The sequence below is a fragment of the Pseudarthrobacter enclensis genome (assembly GCF_030811655.1).
GTDB classification, from domain to species: Bacteria; Actinomycetota; Actinomycetes; order Actinomycetales; family Micrococcaceae; genus Arthrobacter; species Arthrobacter enclensis_A.
Genome location: NZ_JAUSRE010000013.1, coordinates 40197 through 65655 on the forward strand (window position 1 = coordinate 40197; position 25459 = coordinate 65655).

Genomic DNA, 25459 nt, shown 5'->3' on the forward strand with positions numbered 1-25459 from the left:
GGTGTACGGCATGGTGTCCGGGCAGACGGTGGTGCGGGGGGGTAATCGGGCCAGCGCGCAGGCCATCCAATGCGGACAGGCCCGCCCGTAAGGGCGGGCCTGTATCGGTTTTCAGGGACGGGGCTGGGCTAGTAGACGGCCCTGCCTCCGGAGAGGTCAAAGACGAAGCCCGTCGTGTAGGACGCCTCGGGTGAAGCGATGTACTCCACCAACGCCGCTGCCTCTGCCGGTGTGCCCAGCCGCCCCATAGGGATTCGCTGGAGGTCTGCAGGTGTTGGTGGCCTGCCGCTGATGAGAGGAGTGTCGATCTTGCCCGGAGCGATTGCGTTGACCGTGACCCCTGTCGTTGCATACTCCTTGGCGAGGGCTTTTATCAGGCCTGTGATGCCGGCTTTGCTCGCGGAGTAGCCGGCCATCAGGGGAACCCCCTCCTTGCCTGCGGTCGAGGAGAAGTGGATCAGCCGGCCAAAGCCGTTGTCGACCATGAGCGGCAGGACCGCTTTGGACAGGGCGAAAGCCCCGGTCAAATTGACCCGGAGCAACCTGTCGAACTCCTCGACGGTTTCTGCCGAAGAGGGCTGGACCTTGCCGAGGATTCCGGCCGTGTTGACCACGACGTCCAAGCCGCCGAGGAAGGATGCGGTTTGGTCGACGGCGCGGTGCACCGATTCGCTGTCTGCGATGTCAACTGAAACCTGGCCGTCCGCCCGCGGCCAGTGTGCGCCCGGCAGGTCGGCCTGGATCACTGTGTTCCCGTTCCTACTGAGCCGATCCGCTACTGCTTGGCCTATGCCGGAAGCAGCCCCCACCACCAGACAGCGCAGCGGCGCTGTCCGGCGGGTGCTGGGGACGTTATTCTCCTGTTCCTGACCAGCACTGCCGAGGATGCTACCGGTCCTCACCCCTCAGAGGCCCTGAGCGCGGAAGTATGCCGAAGCACGGGCAGCGGACGTCTCCGGATCCGGGAACAGGCCGATGCTGTTCGCCGATTCGAACAGGTCAGCCAGATGCATCACTGAGCGGCCCGATTCGAATCCGGCGAGCATGCGGAAGTGGTTTTGCCAGCCCGTCAAATAGCTCAACCAGACAACGCCGACCTTGTAGTACTGGGTCGGGGCTTCAAAGATGAGGCGGCTCAGCGGAACGGTCGGTTCCAGGATTTGGCGGAATCCTGTGACATCCCCGCGGTCGAGCTTGGCAAACGCTGCGGACGCGAAGCGCGGAACCGCGGCAAACGCACCCAAAAGAGCGTCACTGTGCCCTTGTTCGTCCCCTGCGATCAGGTCGGCGTAGTTGAAGTCATCCCCGGTGAAGAGGCGGACGCCTTCGGGCAGCCGGCGCCTGAAACTTACTTCGTGGTCCTTGTCCAGCAATGAGATCTTGATGCCGGCGACTTTGTCCTTTTTATTTTCGATGAGCGCCAGGACAGTCTCGGATGCATCCGGGATGGAGCTGTGTCCCCAGTATCCATCGAGAGCAGGATCAAACATGGAGCCGAGCCAGTGCAGGATGACTGGCCGCTGTGCCGCATCGAGCACCTTGCCATAGACCTCGAGGTAATCGTCCGGGCCTTTTGCCGAGAGGGCCAGGTTGCGGCTGGCCATCATGACAACGCTTCCTCCCGCGTCCTCGATGTCGGCCAGTTGCTCGATGTAGGCTTCCGCGATGTCTTTGAGCGGATGGGGACCCGGGGCGAGCTGATCGGTTGCGATCCCGACAACGACTGACCCGCCGACAGTGCGTGCTTCGGCCAGTGTACGCCGGGCCAGGGTGAGTGCTTCCTTGGGCCCGAGGCCCATACCGCGCTGGGCGGTATCCATGCTTTCGGCAATGCCCAAGCCAAGGCCCCAGAGCTCATGCCGAATCTTCAGCGTTGCGTCCCAGTCAATGGCCGATGAAGCGGCACTTGCCAGCAGGGGGTCTGCCACGACGTGGCCCGCGGCATAGACGATGCGGGACGTGGGTGGTGCGCTGCCGGTTTCAAGGTCGGCAGGCGCTGCGAGTTCGATGGTCCGGTGTTGCCCGCCGGGGCTGGGCAGTTCGATGGTGCTCATGCGGGTTGGTGCTCCAATGCGTTTACGGGTTCGGCGACGTAGCGGTTGAAGCCGGCTACGGTGCGTTCGATGATGGTTTCCAGCGGCAACTTCCAGATGTCGTCGTTGAAGATTTCGACCTCAACGGGCCCGGTGAAGCCGGCGCCGCGGACTGAGGCGGTGAGGGAGGCCAGGTCGATGCTGCCTTCTCCCGGGAACAGGCGGCCGTTCATGTTTTCGGGGACTGGCAACGGCAGAGCGAAGTCGCTGACCTGGTAACCGGCAATCCTCGGCCCGGCCTTTACTACATCGTCGTGGAAATTGGAGTCCCAGTAGGTGGCGTAGGCGTCTACGAGTATTCCGACTGTTTCCACTGGCAGGTCCTTGATGACACGCAGAGCCTGGCCGATCGTGGTCACAATGCTGCGGCTGTCTACGAACAGGGGGTGCAGCGGTTCGAGGGCCAGCCGGACACCGGCCTGCCGTGCGTGCGGCTCCAACTCCTCGAGTGTTTTGCGTAACCGCTGTTCGGCGTGGCCGATGCTGCGGTCGCTGGCCGGAAGGCCGCCGGCGATCAGGGTCAGCATCGGACTGCCGACTTCATGGGACAGGTCGAGAGCTCTCTTGACGCCCTCGATGGCGGCCTGAAGATCTGTACCTTCTTTGTCGGCCAGGAAGCCGGCCCTGCACACAGAGCTGACGGACAGGCCGGTGTCGGCGAGCAGCTGTTGGGTGCGTGCAATGCCGGTCTCTTCTACCGGTTCAATCCACAGGCCGATGTGCCGGATTCCCGCCCGCATCGCTGCTTCAGCGGTAGGGATCAGCGGATACGGGCGGGTGGTGGCCTGGTTGAGGCTTAACTCCATGATTTCTCCTCGTTGGCTGCTGTTATGACGTTTGGGTGCTGTTTCCACCAGTGAGGGCATCGCGTGGTTGAAGCGGACCCTCCCGGCCTACACACGTGGGCAAGCTTTCGTCCCGGACGGTGGTGAGGACAGGTTGGCGTTGGAAGAGCTGACTTATGAGCGGTCTGCGGTCAGAACCGCTGCGGTGTGGCGCGGTGTTGTGGAAATTGGGTTTCCGAGTCGGTCCAGCGGGGTCCTGAAGGTCTCTTTAGCGGTGAGAGCGCTTAGGACCGCGAGCAAGGAGATCACGGCGGAAATGACTGCGACGGGCATCCAGTCCCCCGGCTTACCTGCGGTGAGTGCCGTGTACACGCTGGGGGCGAAGCCAGCGGCAATCAGGCCGATCTGGAGACCCAAGGCCATGCCTGTCTGGCGGACTTTGAGATTGAACATCTCCGCGAAGAACGACGGATACGTGGCGTTGATGGCCGCGTAAGCACAAGCCACGGAGAGGAACCCCGTGAGGAAGAGCAGCGGAATGTTTCCACTTTGAATGGATCCGAAATACGCGAAGATCATCAGCGCGCAGCCGATGTTTCCCGCAATGAAGACCGGCTTCCGTCCGATCCAGTCAGACAGCCTTGCGAGCAGCGGCTGAGTCAGGAGAGCAAACACGTGGCTGACGATGAGAACCCAGAGCATGGTGCTCCGCGGGATGGCATAGACCCCGGTAGCCAAGGAGAGAGCGAAGACCTTAATGACGGTGTCAATTGCAAAAGCGAGGGAGCAGAACGTCACTCGGATGATGGAGGCCCAGTGGGAGCGGAACACCTCAACAACCGGTACCTTGACGAGGGTGTGTTCCTTCTGGGCTTCCACGAAGGCTTCAGGTTCATCGAGCTTGGCGCGGATGATGAATCCGGCCAGAGTAACAAAAGCGCTCAACAGGAAGGGAATCCGCCATCCCCAGCTGAGAAGCTGGTCTTCCGGCAGTGCCGATATGGGCACGAAAATCAGGGTTGCCAGGACGAAGCCGGCGACGATTCCGTTAGGGGAAAAGCTGGTGAAGAAAGCACGGCGGCCCTCCGGGGAAACCTCAATCGTGAGCACTGTTGCCGCTGCGGTCTCACCCCCGACGGAGATGCCTTGCAGGATTCGAAGAGTGACCAGCAGGATGGGTGCCCAGATACCGATTTGGGCATAGCTGGGCAGGCACCCCACCAGGAAGGTGGCTGACCCCATGAGGACGAGGATGGCCACCAGGACTTTCTTCCTGCCGATTCGGTCTCCGAAGTGTCCCAGGAGGATCGCGCCGATCGGCCGCGCCACGTACGAGACGGCAAAGGTCGCGAGTGCGGCAATGGTCGCTACGCTGCCAGTCTCCGGGAAGAAGATCTTCCCGAAAACCAAGGCAGCGGCCAGCGCGTAAATGTAGTTGTCGTAATACTCCAGTGTTCCGCCCGCCATGCCGGCGACGGCGGCGCGAAGAGGACTGTTTTTCTTTGCCTCGGGCGGGTGGGAGTAAGTGTGCTGCAGCGAGTTGTTCACTGACGTCTCCTTCATTGCAGATTCAGTTGCGGGGGCGGCTTGAGCGTTATCTACGGGATGATTATCGTTTTGCCGCGGCCGAGGTGTCCGGCCGCGTAAGAAGCGATAGCTGCGGGTGCCTGATCGAGGCCGTGGACGAGGTCGTTGGGCAGTGCAGCGAGGCCGTGGATGGACAAAAGCTCGGCAGCTGTGTGGAGGTCTTCCGAGGTATAGCAGAAGGTTCCCGTAAGCGTGAGTTCATGGTGGACGAGATCCTTTGAAGGCGGCAGGGTTCCGCCTTCGGCGAGTCCGGCCACGCAAATTGTGGAGCCCCGTTCCATCAGACCCATGACTGCGCTGATGGTGGTGCCGTTTCCTACCGTGTCGATAGCGACAGTCCAGCGTTCTGCCGGGGTTTCCCCGGGCGCGATGGCAGTGACGCCGTACTCCCCAATGGTTGCCCTGCGGAGCGCATCCGGTTCGACGATGGTGACGCTGCCGGCGCCAAGGCTTCGGGCCTGCAGGGCGCAGGCCATGCCGATCGCTCCGCCTCCTATGATGCCCACCCGCGCACCGGAGGTGACTCCGGCGCGCGAGCAGGCGTGGACACCCACCGCCAGCGGTTCAACGAGGCCCAAGGATTTCGGGTCAGGGTTCCCAGGGACCGGGATCGTCTGTGATGCGTCGACGGTGATTTGTGTTTGAAGTCCGCCGTCGAGGTCAAGGCCCATGAGGCGGCGTTCGCTGCACAGGGCCCGCGAGCCGGTTGCACATTCGGGGCAGTGGCCGCAGACGATGTTGGGGTCAACGGCTACCAGCTGGCCGATGGCCCGGTCCGCGACATCAGCGCCTACTTCTACGATGGTTCCCCCGAATTCGTGCCCGAGAACCGTTCCGGCAGGTACGCCCGGGTAATTGCCCCTCCAGATCGTCACATCCGTCCCGCAGACACCGACGCTTTCGATACGGATGACGACTTCGTTGCTGGTGGTGTGTTGAGGTGACGGGCGGTCTTCAAGGGCCAACTGTTCCGGCCCCGTCCAGGCGACTCCGCGGAACTGCGTTGTGGTGTCCATTAGACGGAAGCCAGCTCGTCGCCGTCGGCTGGGATGGGTGCATTGGCCATTGCTGCGTCCGCTGCCCGTCGGCCGAAGACGAGACCGAAAATGATGCCGCCTACGTAACGCCGGTCCTGTGCCCCGCCGGCGTCTGCGCCTGCAGCGAAAAGACCGGGCACCGGCTGGTTGTCACGGTTCAGGACCTGGCTGTCACCGTTCACGCGCAGGCCGCCGAAGGGGATTGTGATGCACGGCTGAAGTTCGACCGCGCGGAAAGGGCCCTTCTTCAGCGGGCTCGGACGCTCGGGCAACGGTGCATCCAGGCTTACGGAGTCTCCGCTGGTGGCACGCTGGTAGTTCTCCAGCGTGGTCGTAAGACCTGCACGGTCAACGCCCCAGCTGGCCACTACCTCAATCAGTTCCTCCAAGGTCTCGGTTTCGGCAGTGCGGGCGCCCAGCTTGGTTGCCTCAGCATGACGGTCCAGGGCCATGCCGCTGGGATATGGCACGGCCAGTGCACGGTTCTGCTGCACTTCGTCGTCCCAAATAAGGACTCCCCGCTGGCCGGGCTCGCGAACGACAGCCTGGTTGGAGACTTCGTCGCCCAGGGACTCGTCGGTGAAGCGCCGGCCGAGCCGGTTGACGATGATGCCGTAGGCGGAGAAGTAGAGGGTCAGGCGCAGGAACACTTCAGGGGAAACGGGGAGCGGGCTGGGAAGTGTGTGGCCGTAAAAGCCCGACAGGTGCCGGCTGGCCGCGCCTCCCGCGGCAGCACCCAGACGGAAGCCGTCACCAACTGACTGGGGATTGCTCCGGACAGCAATGTCGTCCGCCCCGTTGCCAATGAACTTCTGCTTCAGCTCCGGGTCTCCCTGGAATCCTCCTGTGGCCAGCAGCGTGGCCGTGCCGGACACCGTCTTGGTTTCTCCGTTGTGGAGAAAGGTCACGCCGGAAACCCGGCCCTCATTGACGACGAGGTCAACTTTGCTGACTCCTGTCAGCATGGCACCGCCGGTATTGCTGACCTTGGAGGACCACTTGGCGATGAGGTCCTGAATGTCGATTTTGCAGGCACGGCCCCACTCCAGGTGATCGAGCCATTCATCGGAGACCTTGATGTCTGAGTCACGCACGTCCTGCACGGCCCGCTCGTATCCTTCGACGACAAGCGGTCCGAGGACAGGGTCACCATCGGGCTGGATGCGGCGAAGTACGTCCAGGTTGGGCGCGGTCCAAAGGATGCCGGCAGAAAGGGCAGCTGATCCGCCAGGGGCGTCTCCCTTTTCCAAGAGCAGAACACGTCCACCCAGGTCGGTGGCTCGGTTGGCTGCTGCGAGTCCTGCTGCTCCCGCTCCGACGACGATCAGATCGAAGGGCTTTGAAAGGTCGGTCATGTCTCTCCCTTGAGTTTCAGTGGTAAACGTTTGCCACTATATCCATAAGAATCTGCTTGGCAATGGCAAAGGTTTACCATTAAGCTAGTGTGAGATAAGCCACCTGTCAACCAGGCTTAAGTCCGGATTGACACACCAAAGGAGTTGGACCTTGGCAACATTGCGTGAAGTAGCCGAACTAGCTGGCGTCTCCGTGGCCACTGCTTCTCGTGTTCTCAACGGCTCGGCACATCCAGTCTCCTCTGATGTCCGCGACAGCGTGCAAACGGCGGCCAAGACGCTGGGATATACCCCGAGTGCGGCTGCTCAAGCCCTGAAGCAACAACGAAGCAAGATCATCGGTGTCATTGCGAGCGACATACTCGACCCTTATTTCGCGGAACTGGCCCGCGGCATTGAAATTGAAGCAGCGAAGTCCGGTTACGTCACAATTTTGGCAAATGCCAATCGGGACCCGGAGCAGGAACGAACAAAATTCCGTGTCCTTCGTGAACATCAGGCATCGGGTATCGTGTTCTGTGGCAGCGACATAGAAGGAGCCCCCGGAACAGCTGAACTGGCCCGTGACGTCAACATGGCTGTAAGAGCCGGAACCAGGGTCGTGGCGCTTGCGCCCCGGGGCTTTGATTCTACAAAGATCATCATTGACAATGTGGAAGCCTCCTACGAGCTCACGCGGTACATGCTGTCGCTGGGCCATCGCAGAGTTACCTTCATCGGCGGCGTTCCAGGCCTGACGGCAGTTGAGCAACGAGCGGACGGCTACCGAAGGGCTATGTTTGAAGCCCAGCTGGTCCCCCACGTTGTAGGTCGAACAGGAATGCGCCAGGAATCAGGACGAAATGCCATCGCGGGCATCGTTGCAGAGGGCTCGCTTCCGGAAGCAATAGTTTGCGCCAACGATGAAATTGCCGTCGGTGTCCTTGCCTACCTGTGGACCTCCGGATATAGAACTCCCGAGGATGTATCTGTAGCCGGCATCGGCGGCACCCGAGGCGGCGCAGTATTCGGTCTCACAACCATGACCCTGCCACTCGTTGAATTGGGTGGCTTAGCTGCACGGTACATTGCAAGTGCCAGCGCTCAACCATCTGTTCCCGAGCCTCCGAGATTTGAACTCAGCATAGGCTCAACAACCGCTAAGGCAACGTCCGGTCAAGCCCGCTCCCAACAGTTTGGATAACGAGCTAATCGAAACAGCTGCACCTTTAGAAAGGCCACCTTACGGAGGGAGAAGTGTGCAGTTGGATCGCACCCCAACCTGACGCCAAAAGCGTCTGACAAGGGATGACTTGGCCCGATGGTGAAGCAGCCACCTGTCCTCGACGCCCCGCCCCTTCACAACAGGTGGCATAGCCCCACTGACCCAATGGGACGTCGCCGAGTCCAGATTCATTGGGCTATTTCACGCTCCCCCGGCCGGATTCTTCCCCTCCGACTGTCCGGGTGGGATCTTAGAACGTCGTGAACCACTGTCAGTGAACCGGGACATCGCACTATTCTGACGCCGCCACACGAACGTGCGGGTATCGTTTAGGCACCCGGGACAAACGGAACGGCCCCCTGACGAAATCTCCATTATCGGCTTTATTATCGACGGGGAGTGGCGAGGGGGACTGTCTGAATAACGGTGGATCCATGGTTGGCCTGACACGCCGGGTGTTGCCTGGCGGGGAGGACTGATCATGAGCGACACCATGGATCCCATGGCGACTGATGTGGATCAGCAAGAGTTAGCGCAGCAGCTCCTGGCCCAGGCCAGAGAGCAAGGAATTGAGCTGGTTGGCCCGGACGGGCTTTTGAACCGGCTCACCAAGAACGTCCTGGAGACCGCGTTGGAAGCCGAAATGGACGAACACCTTGGATACGAAAAGCACGACGTGTCCGGGCGCGGCAGCGGGAACTCCCGCAACGGCACGCGCACGAAGACGGTGCTGACCGAGATCGGGCCGGTGGAGATCGACGTGCCGCGGGACACCGGTTCGACGTTCGATCCGCAGATCGTTCGGAAACGGCAGCGACGGTTGACCGGTGTGGATGAGATCGTGTTGTCGCTGAGCGCGAAGGGCCTCACAACCGGGGAGATCGCCGCTCACTTTGCAGAGGTGTTCGGCGCCAGGGTCTCCAAGGACACGATCTCGCGGATCACGGAGAAGGTCATCGGCGAGATGACTGAGTGGCAGAACCGTCCCCTGGACCGTGTCTACCCGGTGGTGTTCATCGACGCGATTCACGTCAAGGTCCGCGATGGGCAGGTCACGAACCGGCCGGTCTACGTCGCTATCGGCGTCAGCGTCAACGGCGAACGCGACATCCTCGGGCTGTGGGCCGGGGACGGCGGCGAAGGGGCAAAGTTCTGGCTTTCGGTGCTGACCGAAATCAAGAACCGGGGTGTGGAGGACGTCTGCATCACGGTCTGCGACGGACTCAAGGGCCTGCCAGAGGCGATCACCACCGTCTGGTCCTTGGCGGTGGTCCAAACCTGCATCGTGCACCTGATCCGCAACACCTTCCGCTACGCCGCCCGCCAGTACTGGGACGAGATGTCCAAGGACCTGCGCCCGGTCTACACAGCACCCTCAGAGGCGGCAGCGAAGGAACGCTTCGTGGAGTTCTCAACCAAATGGGGCCGGCAGTACCCGGCGATCACCCGGCTGTGGGAGAACGCCTGGAGCGAGTTCGTGCCGTTCCTGGACTACGACGTGGAAATCCGGCGGGTCATCTGCAGCACCAACGCCATCGAATCCGTCAACGCCCGTTACCGGCGCGCGGTCAGGGCACGCGGCCATTTCCCTACCGAGCAGGCGGCCCTGAAATGCCTCTACCTGGCCACCCGGGCCCTGGACCCTACAGGCAAAGGCAGGGCACGATGGGCCACACGATGGAAGCCGGCACTGAACGCCTTCGCCATCAGCTTCGACGGAAGAATCAACTAAATGCCAACCGCGGATCCACCGAAAATCGGACAGTCGCTGGCGAGGTCAAAACTTCTTGGGAGTGGGCTGGTAAGCGATAAATTTCCAGGCACCGGACTCTTGAACCCAGACGGCAAGGTACCTGTTGTTCAGGGTCTTTTGCTGCCCGTTCACGGTTACATCCGCCTCCATTTGTCCCAAAACCAATGCCGTGTCGTCAATGATCAGGACGTCTTCGATATGATGATCGATCCGGTGGTATCTAAGGCTGCCGGTACGGAGTTTTCGGACGTAGTCTTCTAAGGAATCGCGGTTTCCGCCCGAATGCGAATACACGAGCCGCTTGTGGGATAAGTCTTCCAACACGTCGAAGTCCTGCTCGAGAACAGCCTGAAAGCGACGGTCTTCCAAGCGGCGGACTGATGTTTGCGCGGTCATGCCAGCGTTCGTCATAGCGTTTTCCTTGCTTTGGTTATCGCCGAACTGGTCTGGCGGTGGTTAAGTGTGGCTACAGCAGCCTTTCGATCCTGAATGCTCCGAGTCGTAACCCCGGGTGCCCAGCATCCTGACTTGAGACAACGGAGTTGTGTGGATATCTCCCAAGACATGAGCGGAAGCCGCTGCCAACAGGTCATGATCAGGGCCTGACAAGGATTTTCAGATCGTTACCGTTGGGGTCCGAGAGGGCGTCGAATCCCCGGCCGACCACGTCCTTGATGTCGATGACAGAGGTCAGAGCCTTCTCCACCGGGTACTTGCCTCGTTCAATCAGCCTGATGACGCGCGGCCAGTCATTGATGCTGAAGCACCAGCTTCCGTATATTGTGAGTTCGTTTTCCGACAGTCTCATGGCGTCGATCTGGGCGGGCTTGGTGTGTAGTCCGGTTTGAACGATGCCGCCGCGGCGGCGCGTCTGGTCGATGCCCAACGCGAGGCCCGCTCCGGTTCCGGAGCACTCAATGGTGAGGTCCATTCCGAGTCCTTGTGTCACTTCCCGCAGAGCGTCGTCGGTTTCTTCAGCCGTTGGATCAAGGACGGGGCCGACGTTGAGCTCCCGGGCCAGTTTCGCTCGCTGTGCATTGGGTTCAACGATTGCGATGGTGCCTGCACCCATGGCGTCGGCATAGAGGGCGCTCAGGATTCCGATGGGCCCTGCTCCGATAATAAGAACGTTGTCGCCGCCCACGAGATTTCCTCGATCGACGCCGTAGGCGGCAACTGCTGCCGGTTCGACCAGGGCTCCCTCTTCGAAGCTCATCGATTCGGGGAGGGGGGCGATGTTGTAGGGCTTGACCTTGGCATACCGGGCCAGCCCTCCGGATTCTGCGCTCAGGCCAAGGCTGGCGAATTTGGTGCAGAGGGCCTGCATTCCGCGGCGGCAGAAGTAGCATTCATGACACACGACCGACGGCATAATGGCCACCTTGGTGCCGATCGCAAGGCCGGATACGGCAGGCCCTTTTTCCACGATGGTTCCGGAGAACTCATGACCGAGGATCTGGGGAAGCTGAGCGTGGGTCAGGGGGTGCGGGGACTTGGGCGTGACGATGGGTCCGGACTGGTATTCGTGCAGGTCGGTTCCACAGATCCCGCAGAGAGCGACTTCGACAATGATGTCGTCCGCCTGGGAGATCACAGGGTCCGCGACCTCTTCGACGCGGATGTCCCCTGCTGTGTAATAGCGTGCGGCTAGCATTCGGTCTTTCTCCTTAGTTGAGAACTTCGCCACCGGATACGGTGGCTGTGACGAGGTCGGTGGAGCGGAGGTCGGCGAGCCAGCGGATAGCTGCGCCCATTTCCTCAGTCCGGCCGAGTCGGCCCACCGGCACGGCCCGGTTTCGCCGGCCCAGGAGTTGCTCGTAGCTTATGTTTTGGGAGGCTGCCATGCCTTCAAGGGCTCGCTTTAGCAGGGGCGTTTCCGTAGCTCCGGGGCAGAGTACGCGCAGGCGCACGCCGGTCTGGGCATCCATTCCTCGGGCCCAACCCAAGAGCGCAGATTTCGAGGCGCAGTAGACGCCGTTGCCGGCTTCCGCGACGACTGCGGCCTGACTGGCCAGGACGACCAAGGTTCCGCGGCTGCGTTCCAAATCCGAACGGAAGTACTCCCAGGTTTCGATGACGCTTTCGAAATTGATCGACATGATCCGTCTGGTGTCACCGTCGCTGATGTCCCTGAGCGCTCCTGCACCGGCTATGCCGTGGGCGAGAACCAGCGTGTCCAGCGGATTGTCGCCGAGGGCCGTTTTGATGGCTTCGAGCGTCAAGGCATCGCGCAAGTCTCCGGCCACGGTCTGCCTTGCCAGCTCGGACGGGGAATCCGGGGTGTTCAGATCCTGGCCGACGACGTCACGGTCCTTGAACTGAGCAGCCGCAGCCCGGCCGATGCCCCCGGCGATCCCTGTAATGACGACGGTCATGCCGCTTCCCCCAGGTCGATCGTGGCTCCTTGGACGAACTCCCCGTTAGGTCCGGAGAGGTACTCCAGTGTGAGCTGGAGGTCAGGGCCATCGGATGTCGGGGCGATGAGCAGGTTTACGCGAAGAGTGGGCTCTTCCAAGACGCTGGTGTGGACGAGGCTGCGGAGCGCTTCCTTCGCGCTCAAACGGATGTGGGCCGGTATTGGTGTGTCCGGCTGGCCGTGAAGCACGAGGATGAGGCTGGTCTGCGGTGCAGTCCTGGCGGCGGCCGCCAGCGCTGAAGTCGCCTCCACAATGACGTCCGACAGCGAGGCATACCAGTTCGGTTCCTTGGGATATGCCAGACGGATCGTGCGTGTGTCCGTGGCGCTAATCAACTGCTTCCTTCCCAGCGGTGGCACGGGAAATGAGGATGGCGATCAGGATGACAGCACCGTTCGTGGCGTCAATCCAGAAGGAGGGGATCTGCGACAGCGTCAAAATGTTGGTGATAACCGCCAGCAGGAGGACTCCGAGGAACGCGCCGAGCATGGTGCCCCGCCCGCCGTTGAGGCTGATCCCGCCGATAACCGCGGCTGCGAACGCACTGAAGATCAGGTTCGTTCCTTGGGAGGGGGTCACCGACGCAGTCCTTCCCGCAAGAGCTAGCCCGGCAAGGGCCGCCAGACCCCCGGCCACGATGAACACACTCCATTGGATTTTGGCGACGTTAATGCCGGCAGCGCGTGCGGCCTCGGCGTTTCCACCGATGGCATAGAGGGCGCGACCAATGCTGTGATAGCGAAGGACCAGCGAGGCGAGAATGAACACTATGCCGCCGACCCACAATGAAACCGGAACTCCCAGCCACGTTGCCTGACCCAGATAGAGGAAGGAGTCGGGCAGCTCAAAGAGCGTCCGACCACTGACCAGTCCCAGCGTGAGTCCGCGGAGAAGTATCAGTATGGCGAGAGTGACGATGAAAGCGTTTAGCCCAAGCCTGATAACGAGGAAACCATTGATCAAGCCGACAGCCATGCCCGTGGCCAGGATGATCAGAATTCCGAGCCAGGCCGGCAGGTTAACGCCGGAACCGCCCACAATCGGGCTAAGCACGAGCCACGCTCCGAGCATGGGCGCCAGGGCAAAAGTGGATTCCAGGGAAAGGTCAAATTTCCCGCTGATCAGAACCAGGCTCAGGGCGACCACGACGATGGCAAGTTCCGAGGATTGCTGCAGCAAGTTGATAATGTTGCGCTGGCTGAGGAACACCGGGCTTACCAGTGCGCCGACGATGGTGACCACCAGCAGGACAGGGACCAAAGCAAACTCGTGCTTTGCCATGGCAGACTTGTACCATGGCTCTGCCGACCGGGTCGCGCCTCTGGGGTGTGTTCCGGTGCCCTGGGCTTTCTGTACGCTTAGTTGTTCAGACATGCTCTTCCACTCCTTCCATGGCGGCGACGATTTCGCGGGCCTCCCATGTTGATCCAAAACTCTTGACGTGACGTCCTCGCATGAACGCCAGTACCCGGTCGCAGCCCCTGAGTTCATCCACTTCGTCACTGACGATGATCACGGCGACGCCCCGCTGGCGTTCACGCTCGATTGCATCGAAAAGCGTGTCCTTCGATGCGACATCAACCCCGGCCGTTGGGTGGACAAGGATGAGGACCTCAGGTCGGGATGCCATGGCGCGGGCCAGGACTACCTTTTGTTGATTGCCGCCGCTGAGGCTCCCCACGGCCTGGTCCGTGGATGAACAGGCGACGTCGAGTTCCTGGCTCAGATTCGAGGCCAGACGTCGCCGTTCCTGGGGTTTTACGAAGCCCCACCGGCCTAGACGCGGAAGGACTGACGTGGCGATATTGTCCTCGATTGACAGCATCGGCACGTAGCCCTCACGGTGTCGGTCCTCGGGTACATAGCCGATACCGGCGGCAATGGCTCGTGCTGGGGTTGACACGTTGGCAGGTTTTCCGCCCAGCAATACGCGGCCACTGACAAGCGGGACCAGTCCAACGAGGGAAGCAGCCAAGTGGCGGGAACCGGAGCCGGCATGGCCGGCAATTCCGAGGACTTCACCCGGTGCGACGCTAAGAGTGACTGGTTCTTCGAGCTCTTCAACCTTGACTTTGTCCAAATGAATCGCCGGTACACCGCCATGATGAGCTAAGACCGAATTCTCTCGCCGACGATCTACGGATGCGTACTGGGCATCCCCGACCATGGCGGCGACGATCTTGTCCTGTGGCATGTCCTCAACAGGTGCTGTCGCGACGACGCGGCCGTTGCGGAGGACGGTGACGTCCTGGCACAGTTCTTCGATCTCATCCAGGTGATGTGAGATGTACAGGAACGTCACGCCGGCTTCCTGGAGGCGCAAGAGTTCCTTAAACAGCCGGCGGATTCCTGAAGAGACCAGCTGCGCTGTGGGCTCGTCAAGAATGACGAAACGGCTGCCTCCCGAGAGCGCACGGACAATTTCGACCAGCTGAGCGTCTTCAACACTTAGGCTGGACGCCTCCTTGCGGGGATCCACGTCGATACCCCAGGCCCCAAGCATCGCGTCTGCCTGGGAATACACATCCTTCCACGTGATGCGGGAGCCGTGGACGGGAAAGTTGTTCAGCAGGAGATTCTCGGCCACGCTGAGTTGCGGCACCAGCCGCCGGTGCTGATAGACGCAGGCCACCTTTTCCTGCCATTTTTTCGGAGTACGAACCGAGGGGGCCGGTTCGCCGTCGAACAAAATCTGGCCCTTATCGGGGACGACAAGTCCTGTCATGGTCGAAACCAATGTCGACTTTCCTGCACCGTTACGCCCAACAAGTGCATGGGTCCGACCTGCTTGGACCTGAAGGTTTACTCCATTAAGTGCCTTCGTCGCACCGAATGCTTTCCAGACGTCGTCAACCTCTATGAGCGGCCTGCCCGGCTGTTCATGCTGCGTTGGGATTTCCATATGCATCACGCTTTAGCTTTGGGGGAATTACCCCAGAGAGCTTTGTCATCTACGTTGTCCTTTGTTACGAGCGTGGCGGGCAGCAGATCCATCAGGTTGCCCTGGAATTCAACGATCTCACTGTTGTGATCGGTTTTCCCGGTCTTAGGCTGTTCACCAGCAGCAGCCTTCTTGACGTACTCGACGCCATATTTCGCGTAACCGTCGAGGGGCTGTGAAACGATGGCATCGATGGTGCCGTTCCTGACGGCGTCAAGTCCTTCTGCCCCGCCATCGATCGCGACAAGGGGCATATGCTTGGGGTTGCCGGCCGGGTAAAGCCTGTCTGCTGATTTCAGGCTTGCAAGCACCGCAGAACCATAGGTTGTATCGGCCTGCATATAGATCCCTGCCAGATCGGGCGTCTGGGTAAGGATCGTGGCAGTGATGCTGCCGGCCAGCGGCCCCTGCCATTTCGCGGCTCGTTCGATAACTTCAACTTGCGGGTGGTTGGCCTGCATGTATTCCCTGAACCCATCGCTGCGGTCCTTACCATTAGTGGTAGCGAGATCGCCCTGGAGGGACAGGACTTTACCCTTCCCCCCGATGAGTTCAGCCATCTTTTTGGCTGAAGTGGCGCCCATTTCCTTGTTGTCAGCCCTGACTACGATGTAGACCTTTCCGGCCCCTGGAGCATCATCCAGAGCCACGAACGGGACCTTCTGCTGCTCGCAGTAGTCAAGCGCGGGTTTTATTGCCTTGTTGTCCACGACACCGGCGAGGATGCCCGTTGCTCCGAGGCTTACCAGCGAACGCACATCGGTCAGCTGCTTACCCGCATCTTGATTAGCGTTCGTTGTCTCCAGCATGCTGATGCCCTGCGCCTGGACTTCGGACTTTGTGTAGGCGTCGAGGACGGCAAAGAATGGTGTGGTCAGGAACGGAACAGAGAGTCCCAATTTCACTGTGTTGGCGTTCGATCCCCCGCTGCTCCCGGTATTGGACTGGCCGCAAGCCACCAGGCCGCCACCTGAAAGAGCGGCCAGTCCGAGCAACCCGGCGCCCTTCAAAACAGATCGGCGTGAGCTTGTCGACGGGAGGCCGAAAGCCGAAGCAGAAGCTGGACGATTCTTCATTGAGTCTCCTGATTAACTTGAACGGACGTCCCGTCCATTAGCTTGGGTTCGATGCAGCTGCAGCATTGCAGCTGCATCGGCCGTGTGAGTTGTGCCACTTACTGTTATATGCCACATCACACGGCTTGTACAGTCCTGATACACATCAGTAGGAAATATCTCGTCCCCGAATAGTTAACGGAAGACGACGCCGCCGTTGACGTCGATTGACGAGCCGGTGATGTACGAAGCCGAAGCTCCGACCAGGAAGTTAACGGCGTCTGCAATTTCCAGGGGATCGGCAGGCTTCCCCATCGGAATTTTGGCCCACTCCAAGCTGCGCATCTCGTCGACGGAAATTCCCCGCTCTGCGGCTTCGGCTTCGATGGCATTGTGATGCATCGGCGTATCAATGTTTCCTGGAGCTACCATGTTCACCCGGATCCCCGAAGGAGCCATTTCCGCGGCCAGCGACTGAGTGAACACCCTAAGGCCAGCCTTGGACGCACAGTAGGCGGAGAAGAATGCGTGGCCCTCGTAGGCCCAGAATGACCCCACAATAACCACCGAGCTCGAGGAATGAGGTGTCAGGCGGGGGAGAATGTGTTTGCACACCAGGAACGGTCCCCGCAGGTTAACGTCCATGACGTGATCCCAGTCTGATGTTTCAAGTTTCAAAACGGTAGCGGCAGGCTGTTGGACGCCGGCCACAATCACGAGAGCATCAATCAGGGACCCTGATTGCTCCAGGCGCCGACCCATGGCCGCAACCGAATTCTCTTCCCTTAGGTCCACCTCAATGAGATCCTTCACGCGGCTGGCATGCCGCCCCAAGCTTGACTTGGCCGCGTCGAGACCGCGCGCGTCCGCAATTACTACCGCATACCCCTCTTCCACGAACCGCCTGCAGACCGCGCGTCCAACGGCGCCGGCACCACCCACCACCAACGCTACTTTTCCTTCTGGTTCTGAACTTAAACTCAATGCAAACCTCCCTGTGTCGTTTCACTAGACGCTAGTGTTTACTATTAGTGCACATGGTACTGTGTACGTAATCTGCATCACATGTCAAGAGTCGCAATAGGCGAGAAAGTCGCTTCTGATGGCGCGAAAGCACGCGAATGGCGGTGTGTTTCGGGGGCGCAGCTAGGCTCCTGGCTTCACGTGTATTGCGTCTCTTCACGCGGATGCGGAGGCAGATACTGCCTAAATACAGGCTATTCAAGTAGGGCAACGCAAAGTAGGTATCGTGGTAGAAACTTCCCTTGATGCGGCGCAGGGGCCAATCGCGGCAGCAGGAAGCAGCGGGGGCCCGCTACTCGGCGCCCGCCTTCGCGCCTCGCGCGAAGCTGCAAGAATCTCACTTCGTGAACTTGCTCGGCGTGTAGGTGTTTCCGCCAGCTTCCTTTCCCAAGTGGAAAGGGACAAGGCAGCACCCTCTGTCGGCACCCTCTACACGATTGTCTCCGAACTCGGGCTAACCCTGGACTCTGTCATGCGGGAAGGCGATGAAGAGGCCCTCATCCTCCGTCCCCCAGCGGGTTTGGTCCCAGAAGCCTCACCCCCAACGCCGACGAGACAGATGCAGCCCGCCAGAACGGGAGACGACTCCAAGAATGTTGTCAGGCTGCCGGAAACTGGGCAGCTTCCTGGCCTGCAGCGGGCGGAGGGGCGGGCTGAGATCCTCTTAGGAGGAGTGCGCTGGGAACGACTGACGCCGGCCGACGATCCGGAGGTTGAATTCCTCCGCGTTACCTACGGAAGTGGAACGGAATCCTGCCCGCCGGACAACATCATGCACCACGGGGGCAAGGAATACTTTCATATCCTTTCAGGGCAACTAGACGTACAAGTCGGCTTCGCGCGACAAACAATGCGCCCTGGTGACAGCGTGAACTTCGATTCGTCCATCCCTCATCGGCTCAGCAATCCATACCCAGACCCCTGTGTAGCCATATGGTTCGTAGTCGGTCGGTCCTCAACCTCCTCCGGAACCGGACACTAATAGCAGAAGCCAGAGTGGGGCCGGTCCGGCAAAACGTCGTAGCAGGGGCCCACGAACCGTCGAAGACACGACGAGCCATCCTCCGTCATGCCTGCCGTATTCCATTCGTGTGTCTAGTCACGGTTGACAGGGTGTTAATTAGCATTTACCTTTAGGTATCAAATGTGACGCGGACCATACCCCGTCCCACAGCCATCCGGAGTGTTCTGCACTCTGCTCCCCAGGGGCACCCCCCCTCTCATGGAGGTCATGCAAGTGAAAGCAGGGAACTCTTCTTCCGAAGCGGAGATCCGGGACCTGGAAGACCAGCGCTACAAAGCCATCCTCACAGGAGACCTGGCCGCGTTCAGCGCCCTCTGCCATCCAGATCTCATCTACACCCACTCAAACGGCGATCGCGACTCTCTGGAGTCGTACGTAAAGAAGTGCGAAGCAGGATTTTACCGGTACCACCAAATAGAACATCCGATTGAAAGGATTGTGGCCACGGACGTTGTTGCTGTGGTTGCCGGAGGGATGCGGGCCTCCCTAACGGCAGGCGGCAAGGAGTTGGAGCTAGATAATAGCTGCCTTGCCGTCTGGGTGAAGGAAAATTCGAGGTGGAAATTCCTTGCCTACCAGCCCACAGTCCTTCCCATCGATTCTTCCGTATCCGCCACCTAAAACTCGAAATCGAACTCAGTAAACGATTGGTGACAACCTTGAGCTTGGAATTCACACATGAAACGCTCGGCCAGCGCGTGCTCTTCGGCTCTGGCAAAGCCGGGCAACACCTGGCAGAAGAAATCAGGACTATGGGCGCATCGAAAGTCATGCTCATCGCCTCGGAAGCCGAATCCGCCATCGCCGAATCAGTGGCGCGAGACGTGGACGTTGCGCTGACATATAGCGACGTCGCCCCGCACGTGCCGGCCGAAAAGGCTGAGAAGGCGCGTTCCGCCGCCGCAGAGCACGGAATCGACCTCCTCGTATCCGTCGGCGGGGGATCAACCACTGGACTCGCCAAAGCCGTTGCCTTGACCTCCGGCCTTCCGATCATCGCCGTTCCGACAACATACGCTGGGTCCGAGGCTACAAACGTATGGGGGCTAACCGAAGGCGCACGGAAGACAACAGGCATTGATAGTCGGGTTTTGCCCGCGACAGTCATCTACGATGCGGACCTGACACTCTCCCTGCCCGTGGAACTGTCTGTCGCATCCGGTTTGAACGGGCTTGCACACTGCGTCGACTCCATGTGGGCGCCGCGGGCCGATCCAATTAACGCAGCTCTCGGCGCGGAAGGGATAAGGGCGCTAAATCGTGGACTGCCCCTAATAAAACAGGATCCTACCGGTCATGAAGGCCGGGAAATGGCGCTGTATGGAGCCTATCTTTCCGCCGTGGCTTTTGCGTCCGCAGGATCAGGCCTGCACCACAAAATTTGTCATGTACTCGGTGGCACATGGAACATGCCCCACGCCGAAACCCACGCTACAGTCCTGCCGTATGTCCTCGCGTTCAACGCCCCACAAGCTCCGGAAGCGGCGGCCAGGATCGCGGGCGCCTTCGGATCCGACGATGCGAATGACGGATTGCGCCAACTTCGCGAGGCGCTCGATGCACCCCGCGCCCTTCAGGACTTTGGATTCAAAGCCGAGTACATTCCCGAAGCTGTTCAAATCATCCTGGCAGCCGTCCCAGAATCGAATCCGCGTAAGTGCACTCCCGAGAACCTCACGACCTTGCTCACCGCGGCACTACAAGGCGACAACCCCAAGATTCTCAGCGACTAAGGGTCAGGACATGACTATGAGCACAGAAGCACCTGTCTCCGTAAGGCAGAAGACCATCGAGGAGACCCTCACCGCAAACGTCCAGGCATCCTTCGCCAACTGCGCCGACCCACGACTAAAGCAACTCATGCAGTCACTTGTCACGCACTTGCACGCCTTCGTACGCGAGGTAAGGCTGACCGAGGCCGAATGGAACAAAGCAATCGAATTCCTCACCGCCGTCGGACACATTACCGATGACAGACGACAGGAGTTCATCCTGCTATCCGACGTCCTGGGCGTCTCCATGCAAACCATCAACGTCAACAACGAAGCTGTCGGCGAAGCGACTGAGGCAACAGTCTTCGGACCATTCTTCGTCAACGACGCTCCAGAGATCCCAAATGGAGGAGACATCGCAGGTGCCGCCCCCGGCCAGCCCTGCTGGATAGAGGGAACGATAACCGACACCTATGGGAACCCCGTCCCACGCGCCCGGATCGAGGTCTGGGAGGCAGACGAGGACGGCTTCTATGACGTCCAGTACGCCGATGGCCGGGTAAGCGGCCGCGGCCACCTCCTCGCAGACGAGGAAGGAAGGTATAGCTTCTGGGGCTTGACCCCAACGCCATATCCGATTCCGCACGACGGCCCTGTCGGCAGCATGCTGGAGGCAACAGGCCGCTCGCCCATGCGTGCATCACACCTTCACTTCATGGTGAGTGCCCAGGGGCTCCGAACCCTCGTCACCCACATCTTCGTTGCAGGCGACGAACTGTTGAAATACGACACAGTCTTTGGAGTCAAACAATCGTTAATCAAGGACTTTGTCGAACAATCTCCCGGAACCCCCACACCGGACGGACGCGACCTCGGCCATACCACTTGGGCTCGCACGCGGTTCGACATCGTACTGGCACCCGAAGACTCCCAGTAACCCTTCATTCCACGCACGAGATAACCAAGTAAAAGGGAACCAAATGAACCAGGAACTCAAGATCGCTGTCGTAGGCACCGGCGCCAACGGCGCATCAATCGGCGCCGACATGATTGAAGCCGGACACGACGTAACCTTCATCGAACAATGGCCAGCCCACGTCGAAGCCATGCGCGAAAACGGGCTGACCGTTCATATGCCGGACTCCACCCGGAATACCCAAGTACGCGCATACCACATCTGTCAGGTGGCCGAACTGAGAGACAAGTTCGACATCGTATTCATCTCTGTCAAGACCTACGACTCTCGCTGGATTTGTGAACTCATCAAGCCCGTCCTCCACGAAAAATCACTCGTGGTTGGCCTGCAAAACGGCATGACGATTGATGACTACGCCGAGATTCTTGGCGCCGAACGCACCGTTGGTGCCGTGCTCGGTATAGCAGCCAATATGTACGATCCAGGCGTCGTTGTTCGCCAAATTCCCCCATCCGGGACGTGGTTCACCGTCGGATCCTACGACGGATCCAACCCTGAGGGAATCGACCAGGTTGCAAGCGTGCTCCGGGCCGCAGGCACAGTGGAAGTTAGCCAGGACATCAGGTCCTCAAAGTGGATGAAACTGATTGCAAACATCCCTGAAATGCTGCCGTCAGCGCTGGTAGGACTCCCGCTCATGTCCGCCGTCCAACTCGAAGGAATGCGCGAAGTCATGGACGCCGCTGGCAGGGAAGCCTACCGATTGGCTGAGGACCTCGGGATCACCATGCTGCCAATTTTCGGCAAGACCATTGACGAAGTTCCAGCAGACGACCAATATGCCGTGGACCTCCTGGATGCTGTTCTCGCAAGCTACTCGCTGCCCGACACCAGGGTCGCAGTCCTGCAGGACTGGGAGAAGGGCCGCCGGGCCGAAATTGACGGTTTCAGCGGCTACATCGTCACCAAACGTCGTGAACTCGGCGGCTCAGCGCCAGTCAACGAAATCATCCTCGAGATGGCAGAACGAATCGAGCGCGGGGAGCTCACCCCGAACCCGGAGAATGCATCCCTACTCGTGAAGGAATTCATGGCGATATCGGACTGACGAGTCTAGGCCGAGGAGGTCCCGAGCAAATTGGGAAGGGGTGCTGCCCACGCACCCCTTCCCCTTCCTTGGCCGAGTGGTTAATGTTCGGCCGGCCCGTCACCGCCCATCCAGCTCCATTTACTAACGTGCTGTCGGGTAGCAACCAATGAGAGGGAAAATCATGTCAGTTGACGAATGCAGAGCTGTCACTGAATGCTTCGCTGCGGCCGCAACAGCCCTTGCTTGTCTCGCGGCTATACCGCTCCTCGCCACGCGCGTGCATAGAGCCGAAGATTCCGAGGCAGCCGTTTATCACTTCTTGCCCACACCACCACAATCAAGCGACTAACTCCCCCGCTGAAAAGATCGGCCATCGATGGACAAGGTGCGGTCCCCGCAGCGGCCGTTGAGCTACACCCCAATCTGACATAAGGCTGTGGCGCCAGGACGTTGGCTTGCAGTTCTGTTTTCTTTTCCTGATGCCGGTCGCAAGGAACTCCTCGGTCCAAACCAGACATCTGCCGTCTGCGGCCGCTAATAAAGCAGACGTGAGTGTGGACACTGTACACACTCACTTTGGTAAGACAAGGAACGGCCAACCGCAACCTCCGGCGGTTCTGGCGTCGGATCCCAGCACGTGGCATAGCCAACATGCCACGTCATGTTGTAGTCCCTCCCGGGCACATGAATAGGTGTAGGCCACCAACGGCCCACCCAACAAGACGGGAACGAGGAAACCACAAGAACACTCCCAGCAGGAGGAAGGCCAACCAGCCAGGGACTCGAACCCACCCCGCACAACTGAATAGGCTCCGCGGCAACCAGGCGAAAGCCCGCACCCACAGCGTCAGAGGCGCCTCAGTGCAAGCTTTGTCAACACGTCAAAGCAAAATCGCCCCTGACGAGGGAATACGTCGTGCCCGAGGTGGGACTCGAACCCACACATCTTTCGATACCGCATTTTGAGTGCGGCGCGTCTGCCAATTCCGCCACTCGGGCGCGGAATACGGGAAGCAAGACGGTACGCCCACAGCTGACTGTGAGCAACGCGATCGCTTCACGTACGCGGAATTACTCTACATGCAGATAGGCTGAATTCCAGAATCGCGCCGCCGTCGCCGCAAACGAACCCCTGCAAGCCAAGTACAGCCGCGGTGGCACCTAAGATAGTGATGTCCCGCCGTACCTTTTCAAGGAGATCCCGTGACTGAACAGACGGAGTCCAAGCCCACGTCCCAGCCGGCGCGCCGCGTCATTGTGGCTGAAGATGAAACCCTCATCCGCCTCGACATAATCGAGATCCTGCGCGGTGAAGGCTACGACGTCGTGGGCGAGGCGGACAACGGCGAGAAGGCCGTCCAGCTTGCCGAAGAACTGAAGCCGGACCTGGTCCTCATGGACGTCAAGATGCCCGTCATGGACGGCATTTCGGCCGCCGAAAAGATCGTCAAGGCCCGCATCGCCCCCGTGGTGCTGCTGACCGCCTTCAGCCAGAAGGAACTGGTGGAGCGCGCCCGCGACGCCGGCGCCATGGCCTACGTGGTCAAGCCGTTCACGCCTGCCGATCTCATCCCCGCGCTGGAAATCGCACTTTCACGCCACGAGGAAATCAAGGCCCTTGAGGGCGAAGTTTCGGACCTGCAGGAGCAGTTCGCCACCCGCAAGCTCGTTGAGCGCGCCAAGAGCCTGCTGACCACCAAGATGGGCCTGACGGAGCCGGAAGCGTTCCGCTGGATCCAGAAGACGTCCATGGACCGCCGCCTCAGCATGCGCGAGGTCGCCGAAACCATCATCAACCAGGTCAACTAGCACGCCGGGCCGGGCCGGATCGATTACGACGACGGCCCGGCACCAAAGCAGGAACCGTCACAAAAGACAACGGTCACCGCAGCAAAAAGGACCCCCGCCAAAAGGCAGGGGTCCTTTTCGTTGCCCGAAGACTAGGCCTGGACCTGGTTCTTCTTCTTCTTTTCCGGCCAGGGGCCGAGCTTTTCCTTGTTGCTGGTAACTTCTCCACCGCGGGTCGAGTCGGCAAGGTCGCCCACCTTGTGCACCTTCAGCGAGTTTGTGGAACCGGCCTTTCCGGGAGGGGAACCGGCGGCGATGACCACCAGGTCACCGTCCTCCACCAGACCCATTTCCTCCAGGCTGCGGTCCACCTGCGCGGTCATGGCGTCGGTGTGGTCCACCATCTGCACCAGCACCGGCTGGATGCCCCAGGTGAGGGCCATCTGGTTCCAGACCTGCTCCACCGGGGTGAATGCGAAGACCGGCTTGATGGGCCGCAGGCGGGACAGACGGCGGGCCGAGTCGCCGGACTGCGTGAACGCACAGATGTACTTGGCGTCCAGCTGGTCGGCGATTTCGACGGCGGCACGCGTGATGGCGCCACCACGGGTCCTGGGCTTGGTCCCCAGCGGGGGGACGCGCTCCAGGCCGTGGACCTCGGTGGACTCGATGATCCGGGCCATGGTCTTCACGGTCTCGATCGGGTACTTGCCCACACTCGTCTCACCGGACAGCATAACGGCGTCGGCACCGTCCAGGACGGCGTTGGCGCAGTCGGACGCCTCTGCACGGGTCGGGCGCGGGTTGTCGATCATGGACTCCAGCACCTGGGTGGCCACGATGACCGGCTTCGCCCAGCGGCGCGCCAGCTCGATGGCGCGCTTCTGCACGATCGGCACTTCCTCCAGCGGAAGCTCCACTCCCAGGTCGCCACGCGCCACCATGATCGCGTCGAAGGCGTCGATGATCTCGGGCAGCTGCTCAACGGCCTGCGGCTTCTCGATCTTGGCGATGACCGGCACGCGGCGGCCTTCTTCGTCCATGATCTCGTGCACGCGGGTGATGTCGGACGCGTCGCGAACGAAGGACAGCGCCACCAGATCCACACCGCGGCGCATAGCCCAGCGAAGGTCGTCCTCATCCTTCTCGCTCAGGGCGGGAACATTCACGGCCACGCCGGGAAGGTTGATGCCCTTGTTGTTGGACACCATGCCGCCGACGGTCACCTCGGCGACGACCTTCACGTCGTCTACCTCAATGGCGCGCAAGGCCACCTTGCCGTCGTCGATCAGGAGGGCGTCGCCCACCTTGACGTCCTCGGTGAGGCTCTTCAGGGTGGTGGAGCAGATTTCCTGGGTACCGGGGACGTCCTCGGTGGTGATGGTGAAGATGTCACCGACGGCCAGGGCGTGCGGACCATCAACGAAACGGCCCAGGCGGATCTTCGGGCCCTGGAGGTCGGCCATGATCGCCACGGCCTTGCCCAGGTCGGAGGCCGCCTTGCGGACGTTCTCGTAGGTGTTGTCATGCACGGTGTAGTCGCCGTGGCTCATGTTCATGCGGGCGACGTCAACGCCGGCTTCCAGCACCGCGAGGGTGTTTTCGTAGCTGGCAATTGCCGGGCCGAACGTAGCCACAATTTTTGCGCGTCTCATATACCTACCCTATTGGTCTCTTGC

Annotated in this window: 23 protein-coding genes and 1 tRNA gene; 8 read left to right on the forward strand and 16 right to left on the reverse strand. The window is 60.4% G+C overall.

What is annotated here, in order from left to right:
- Positions 1 to 128: 128 nt before the first annotated feature.
- The 6 genes from J2X98_RS13240 to J2X98_RS13265 form a co-directional block, all read right to left on the reverse strand.
- Positions 129 to 812 (reverse strand): SDR family NAD(P)-dependent oxidoreductase, encoded by a 684-nt coding sequence (locus J2X98_RS13240; RefSeq protein WP_307309055.1) that lies wholly within the window; start codon positions 810 to 812, stop codon positions 129 to 131.
- A 93-nt stretch (positions 813 to 905) separates the two neighbouring features.
- Positions 906 to 2054 carry a dihydrodipicolinate synthase family protein gene (locus J2X98_RS13245; protein WP_307308888.1) on the reverse strand — a complete coding sequence of 383 codons (1149 nt, stop codon included), beginning with the start codon at positions 2052 to 2054 and terminating at the stop codon, positions 906 to 908.
- Positions 2051 to 2899, reverse strand: a complete 849-nt coding sequence (locus tag J2X98_RS13250) for a sugar phosphate isomerase/epimerase family protein (RefSeq protein WP_307308892.1) — start codon at positions 2897 to 2899, stop codon at positions 2051 to 2053. Before J2X98_RS13250 ends, J2X98_RS13245 begins: the two co-directional genes overlap by 4 nt.
- Before the next feature lie 153 nt (positions 2900 to 3052).
- Entirely contained in the window at positions 3053 to 4426 is a 1374-nt protein-coding gene (locus J2X98_RS13255) for an MFS transporter (protein WP_307308895.1), read from the reverse strand.
- A gap of 50 nt (positions 4427 to 4476) precedes the next feature.
- Positions 4477 to 5481, reverse strand: coding sequence for a zinc-dependent alcohol dehydrogenase (locus J2X98_RS13260; RefSeq protein ID WP_307308899.1), 1005 nt, complete (start codon positions 5479 to 5481; stop codon positions 4477 to 4479).
- A complete protein-coding gene (locus tag J2X98_RS13265) occupies positions 5481 to 6857 on the reverse strand; it encodes an FAD-dependent oxidoreductase (RefSeq protein ID WP_307308901.1) in 1377 nt (458 codons plus the stop codon). The genes J2X98_RS13260 and J2X98_RS13265 overlap by 1 nt, the downstream gene beginning before the upstream one ends.
- Positions 6858 to 7008: 151 nt before the next feature.
- On the opposite strand from J2X98_RS13265, the gene J2X98_RS13270 reads away from it, so the two are divergent.
- Both J2X98_RS13270 and J2X98_RS13275 read left to right on the forward strand, forming a co-directional pair.
- Entirely contained in the window at positions 7009 to 8040 is a 1032-nt protein-coding gene (locus J2X98_RS13270; protein WP_307308904.1) for a LacI family DNA-binding transcriptional regulator, read from the forward strand.
- A 514-nt stretch (positions 8041 to 8554) separates the two neighbouring features.
- Positions 8555 to 9793 (forward strand): IS256 family transposase, encoded by a 1239-nt coding sequence (locus tag J2X98_RS13275; protein ID WP_373460889.1) that lies wholly within the window; start codon positions 8555 to 8557, stop codon positions 9791 to 9793.
- 45 nt (positions 9794 to 9838) lie between these two features.
- Here the strand turns inward: J2X98_RS13275 and J2X98_RS13280 are convergent, their stop codons facing one another.
- The 8 genes from J2X98_RS13280 to J2X98_RS13315 all read right to left on the reverse strand — a co-directional run bounded on the left by J2X98_RS13280 (position 9839) and on the right by J2X98_RS13315 (position 17211).
- A complete protein-coding gene (locus J2X98_RS13280; protein ID WP_307308910.1) occupies positions 9839 to 10225 on the reverse strand; it encodes a nuclear transport factor 2 family protein in 387 nt (128 codons plus the stop codon).
- A 184-nt stretch (positions 10226 to 10409) separates the two neighbouring features.
- On the reverse strand, positions 10410 to 11468 hold the full coding sequence (locus J2X98_RS13285) for a 2,3-butanediol dehydrogenase (protein WP_307308912.1): 1059 nt from the start codon (positions 11466 to 11468) through the stop codon (positions 10410 to 10412).
- 13 nt (positions 11469 to 11481) lie between these two features.
- Positions 11482 to 12189, reverse strand: a complete 708-nt coding sequence (locus J2X98_RS13290; protein WP_307308916.1) for an SDR family NAD(P)-dependent oxidoreductase — start codon at positions 12187 to 12189, stop codon at positions 11482 to 11484.
- Positions 12186 to 12566 (reverse strand): hypothetical protein, encoded by a 381-nt coding sequence (locus J2X98_RS13295; protein ID WP_307308919.1) that lies wholly within the window; start codon positions 12564 to 12566, stop codon positions 12186 to 12188. The genes J2X98_RS13290 and J2X98_RS13295 overlap by 4 nt, the downstream gene beginning before the upstream one ends.
- Entirely contained in the window at positions 12559 to 13512 is a 954-nt protein-coding gene (locus tag J2X98_RS13300) for an ABC transporter permease (protein ID WP_307308921.1), read from the reverse strand. Before J2X98_RS13300 ends, J2X98_RS13295 begins: the two co-directional genes overlap by 8 nt.
- Positions 13513 to 13597: 85 nt before the next feature.
- Positions 13598 to 15139: a sugar ABC transporter ATP-binding protein gene (locus J2X98_RS13305; protein ID WP_307309057.1), complete on the reverse strand. Its 1542-nt coding sequence runs from the start codon at positions 15137 to 15139 to the stop codon at positions 13598 to 13600.
- The gene (locus tag J2X98_RS13310) at positions 15139 to 16248 is read right to left on the reverse strand and encodes a sugar ABC transporter substrate-binding protein (protein ID WP_307308924.1); all 1110 of its coding nucleotides are present in this window, start codon (positions 16246 to 16248) and stop codon (positions 15139 to 15141) included. Before J2X98_RS13310 ends, J2X98_RS13305 begins: the two co-directional genes overlap by 1 nt.
- 174 nt (positions 16249 to 16422) lie before the next feature.
- Positions 16423 to 17211 carry an SDR family NAD(P)-dependent oxidoreductase gene (locus J2X98_RS13315; protein ID WP_307308927.1) on the reverse strand — a complete coding sequence of 263 codons (789 nt, stop codon included), beginning with the start codon at positions 17209 to 17211 and terminating at the stop codon, positions 16423 to 16425.
- 265 nt (positions 17212 to 17476) lie between these two features.
- On the opposite strand from J2X98_RS13315, the gene J2X98_RS22245 reads away from it, so the two are divergent.
- The 5 genes from J2X98_RS22245 to J2X98_RS13335 all read left to right on the forward strand — a co-directional run bounded on the left by J2X98_RS22245 (position 17477) and on the right by J2X98_RS13335 (position 22010).
- Positions 17477 to 18232, forward strand: coding sequence for a helix-turn-helix domain-containing protein (locus J2X98_RS22245; RefSeq protein ID WP_373460887.1), 756 nt, complete (start codon positions 17477 to 17479; stop codon positions 18230 to 18232).
- Positions 18233 to 18487: 255 nt separating this feature from the next.
- Complete coding sequence (locus tag J2X98_RS13320) at positions 18488 to 18895, forward strand: nuclear transport factor 2 family protein (RefSeq protein WP_307308930.1); 408 nt, start codon at positions 18488 to 18490, stop codon at positions 18893 to 18895.
- Between the two features lie 38 nt (positions 18896 to 18933).
- Entirely contained in the window at positions 18934 to 20007 is a 1074-nt protein-coding gene (locus J2X98_RS13325; protein WP_307308932.1) for a maleylacetate reductase, read from the forward strand.
- Positions 20008 to 20023: 16 nt separating this feature from the next.
- Positions 20024 to 20923 carry an intradiol ring-cleavage dioxygenase gene (locus J2X98_RS13330; RefSeq protein WP_307308933.1) on the forward strand — a complete coding sequence of 300 codons (900 nt, stop codon included), beginning with the start codon at positions 20024 to 20026 and terminating at the stop codon, positions 20921 to 20923.
- A gap of 43 nt (positions 20924 to 20966) precedes the next feature.
- A complete protein-coding gene (locus J2X98_RS13335; protein ID WP_307308936.1) occupies positions 20967 to 22010 on the forward strand; it encodes a ketopantoate reductase family protein in 1044 nt (347 codons plus the stop codon).
- A gap of 899 nt (positions 22011 to 22909) precedes the next feature.
- On the opposite strand, the gene J2X98_RS13340 is transcribed toward J2X98_RS13335, so the two are convergent.
- A tRNA-Leu gene (locus tag J2X98_RS13340) sits at positions 22910 to 22991 on the reverse strand.
- 204 nt (positions 22992 to 23195) lie between these two features.
- On the opposite strand from J2X98_RS13340, the gene J2X98_RS13345 reads away from it, so the two are divergent.
- Positions 23196 to 23801, forward strand: a complete 606-nt coding sequence (locus J2X98_RS13345) for an ANTAR domain-containing response regulator (protein ID WP_141940978.1) — start codon at positions 23196 to 23198, stop codon at positions 23799 to 23801.
- 131 nt (positions 23802 to 23932) lie between these two features.
- Here J2X98_RS13345 and pyk read toward each other — a convergent pair whose 3' ends face one another.
- Positions 23933 to 25435, reverse strand: coding sequence for a pyruvate kinase (pyk, locus tag J2X98_RS13350; protein WP_307308939.1), 1503 nt, complete (start codon positions 25433 to 25435; stop codon positions 23933 to 23935).
- Positions 25436 to 25459 lie beyond the last annotated feature (24 nt).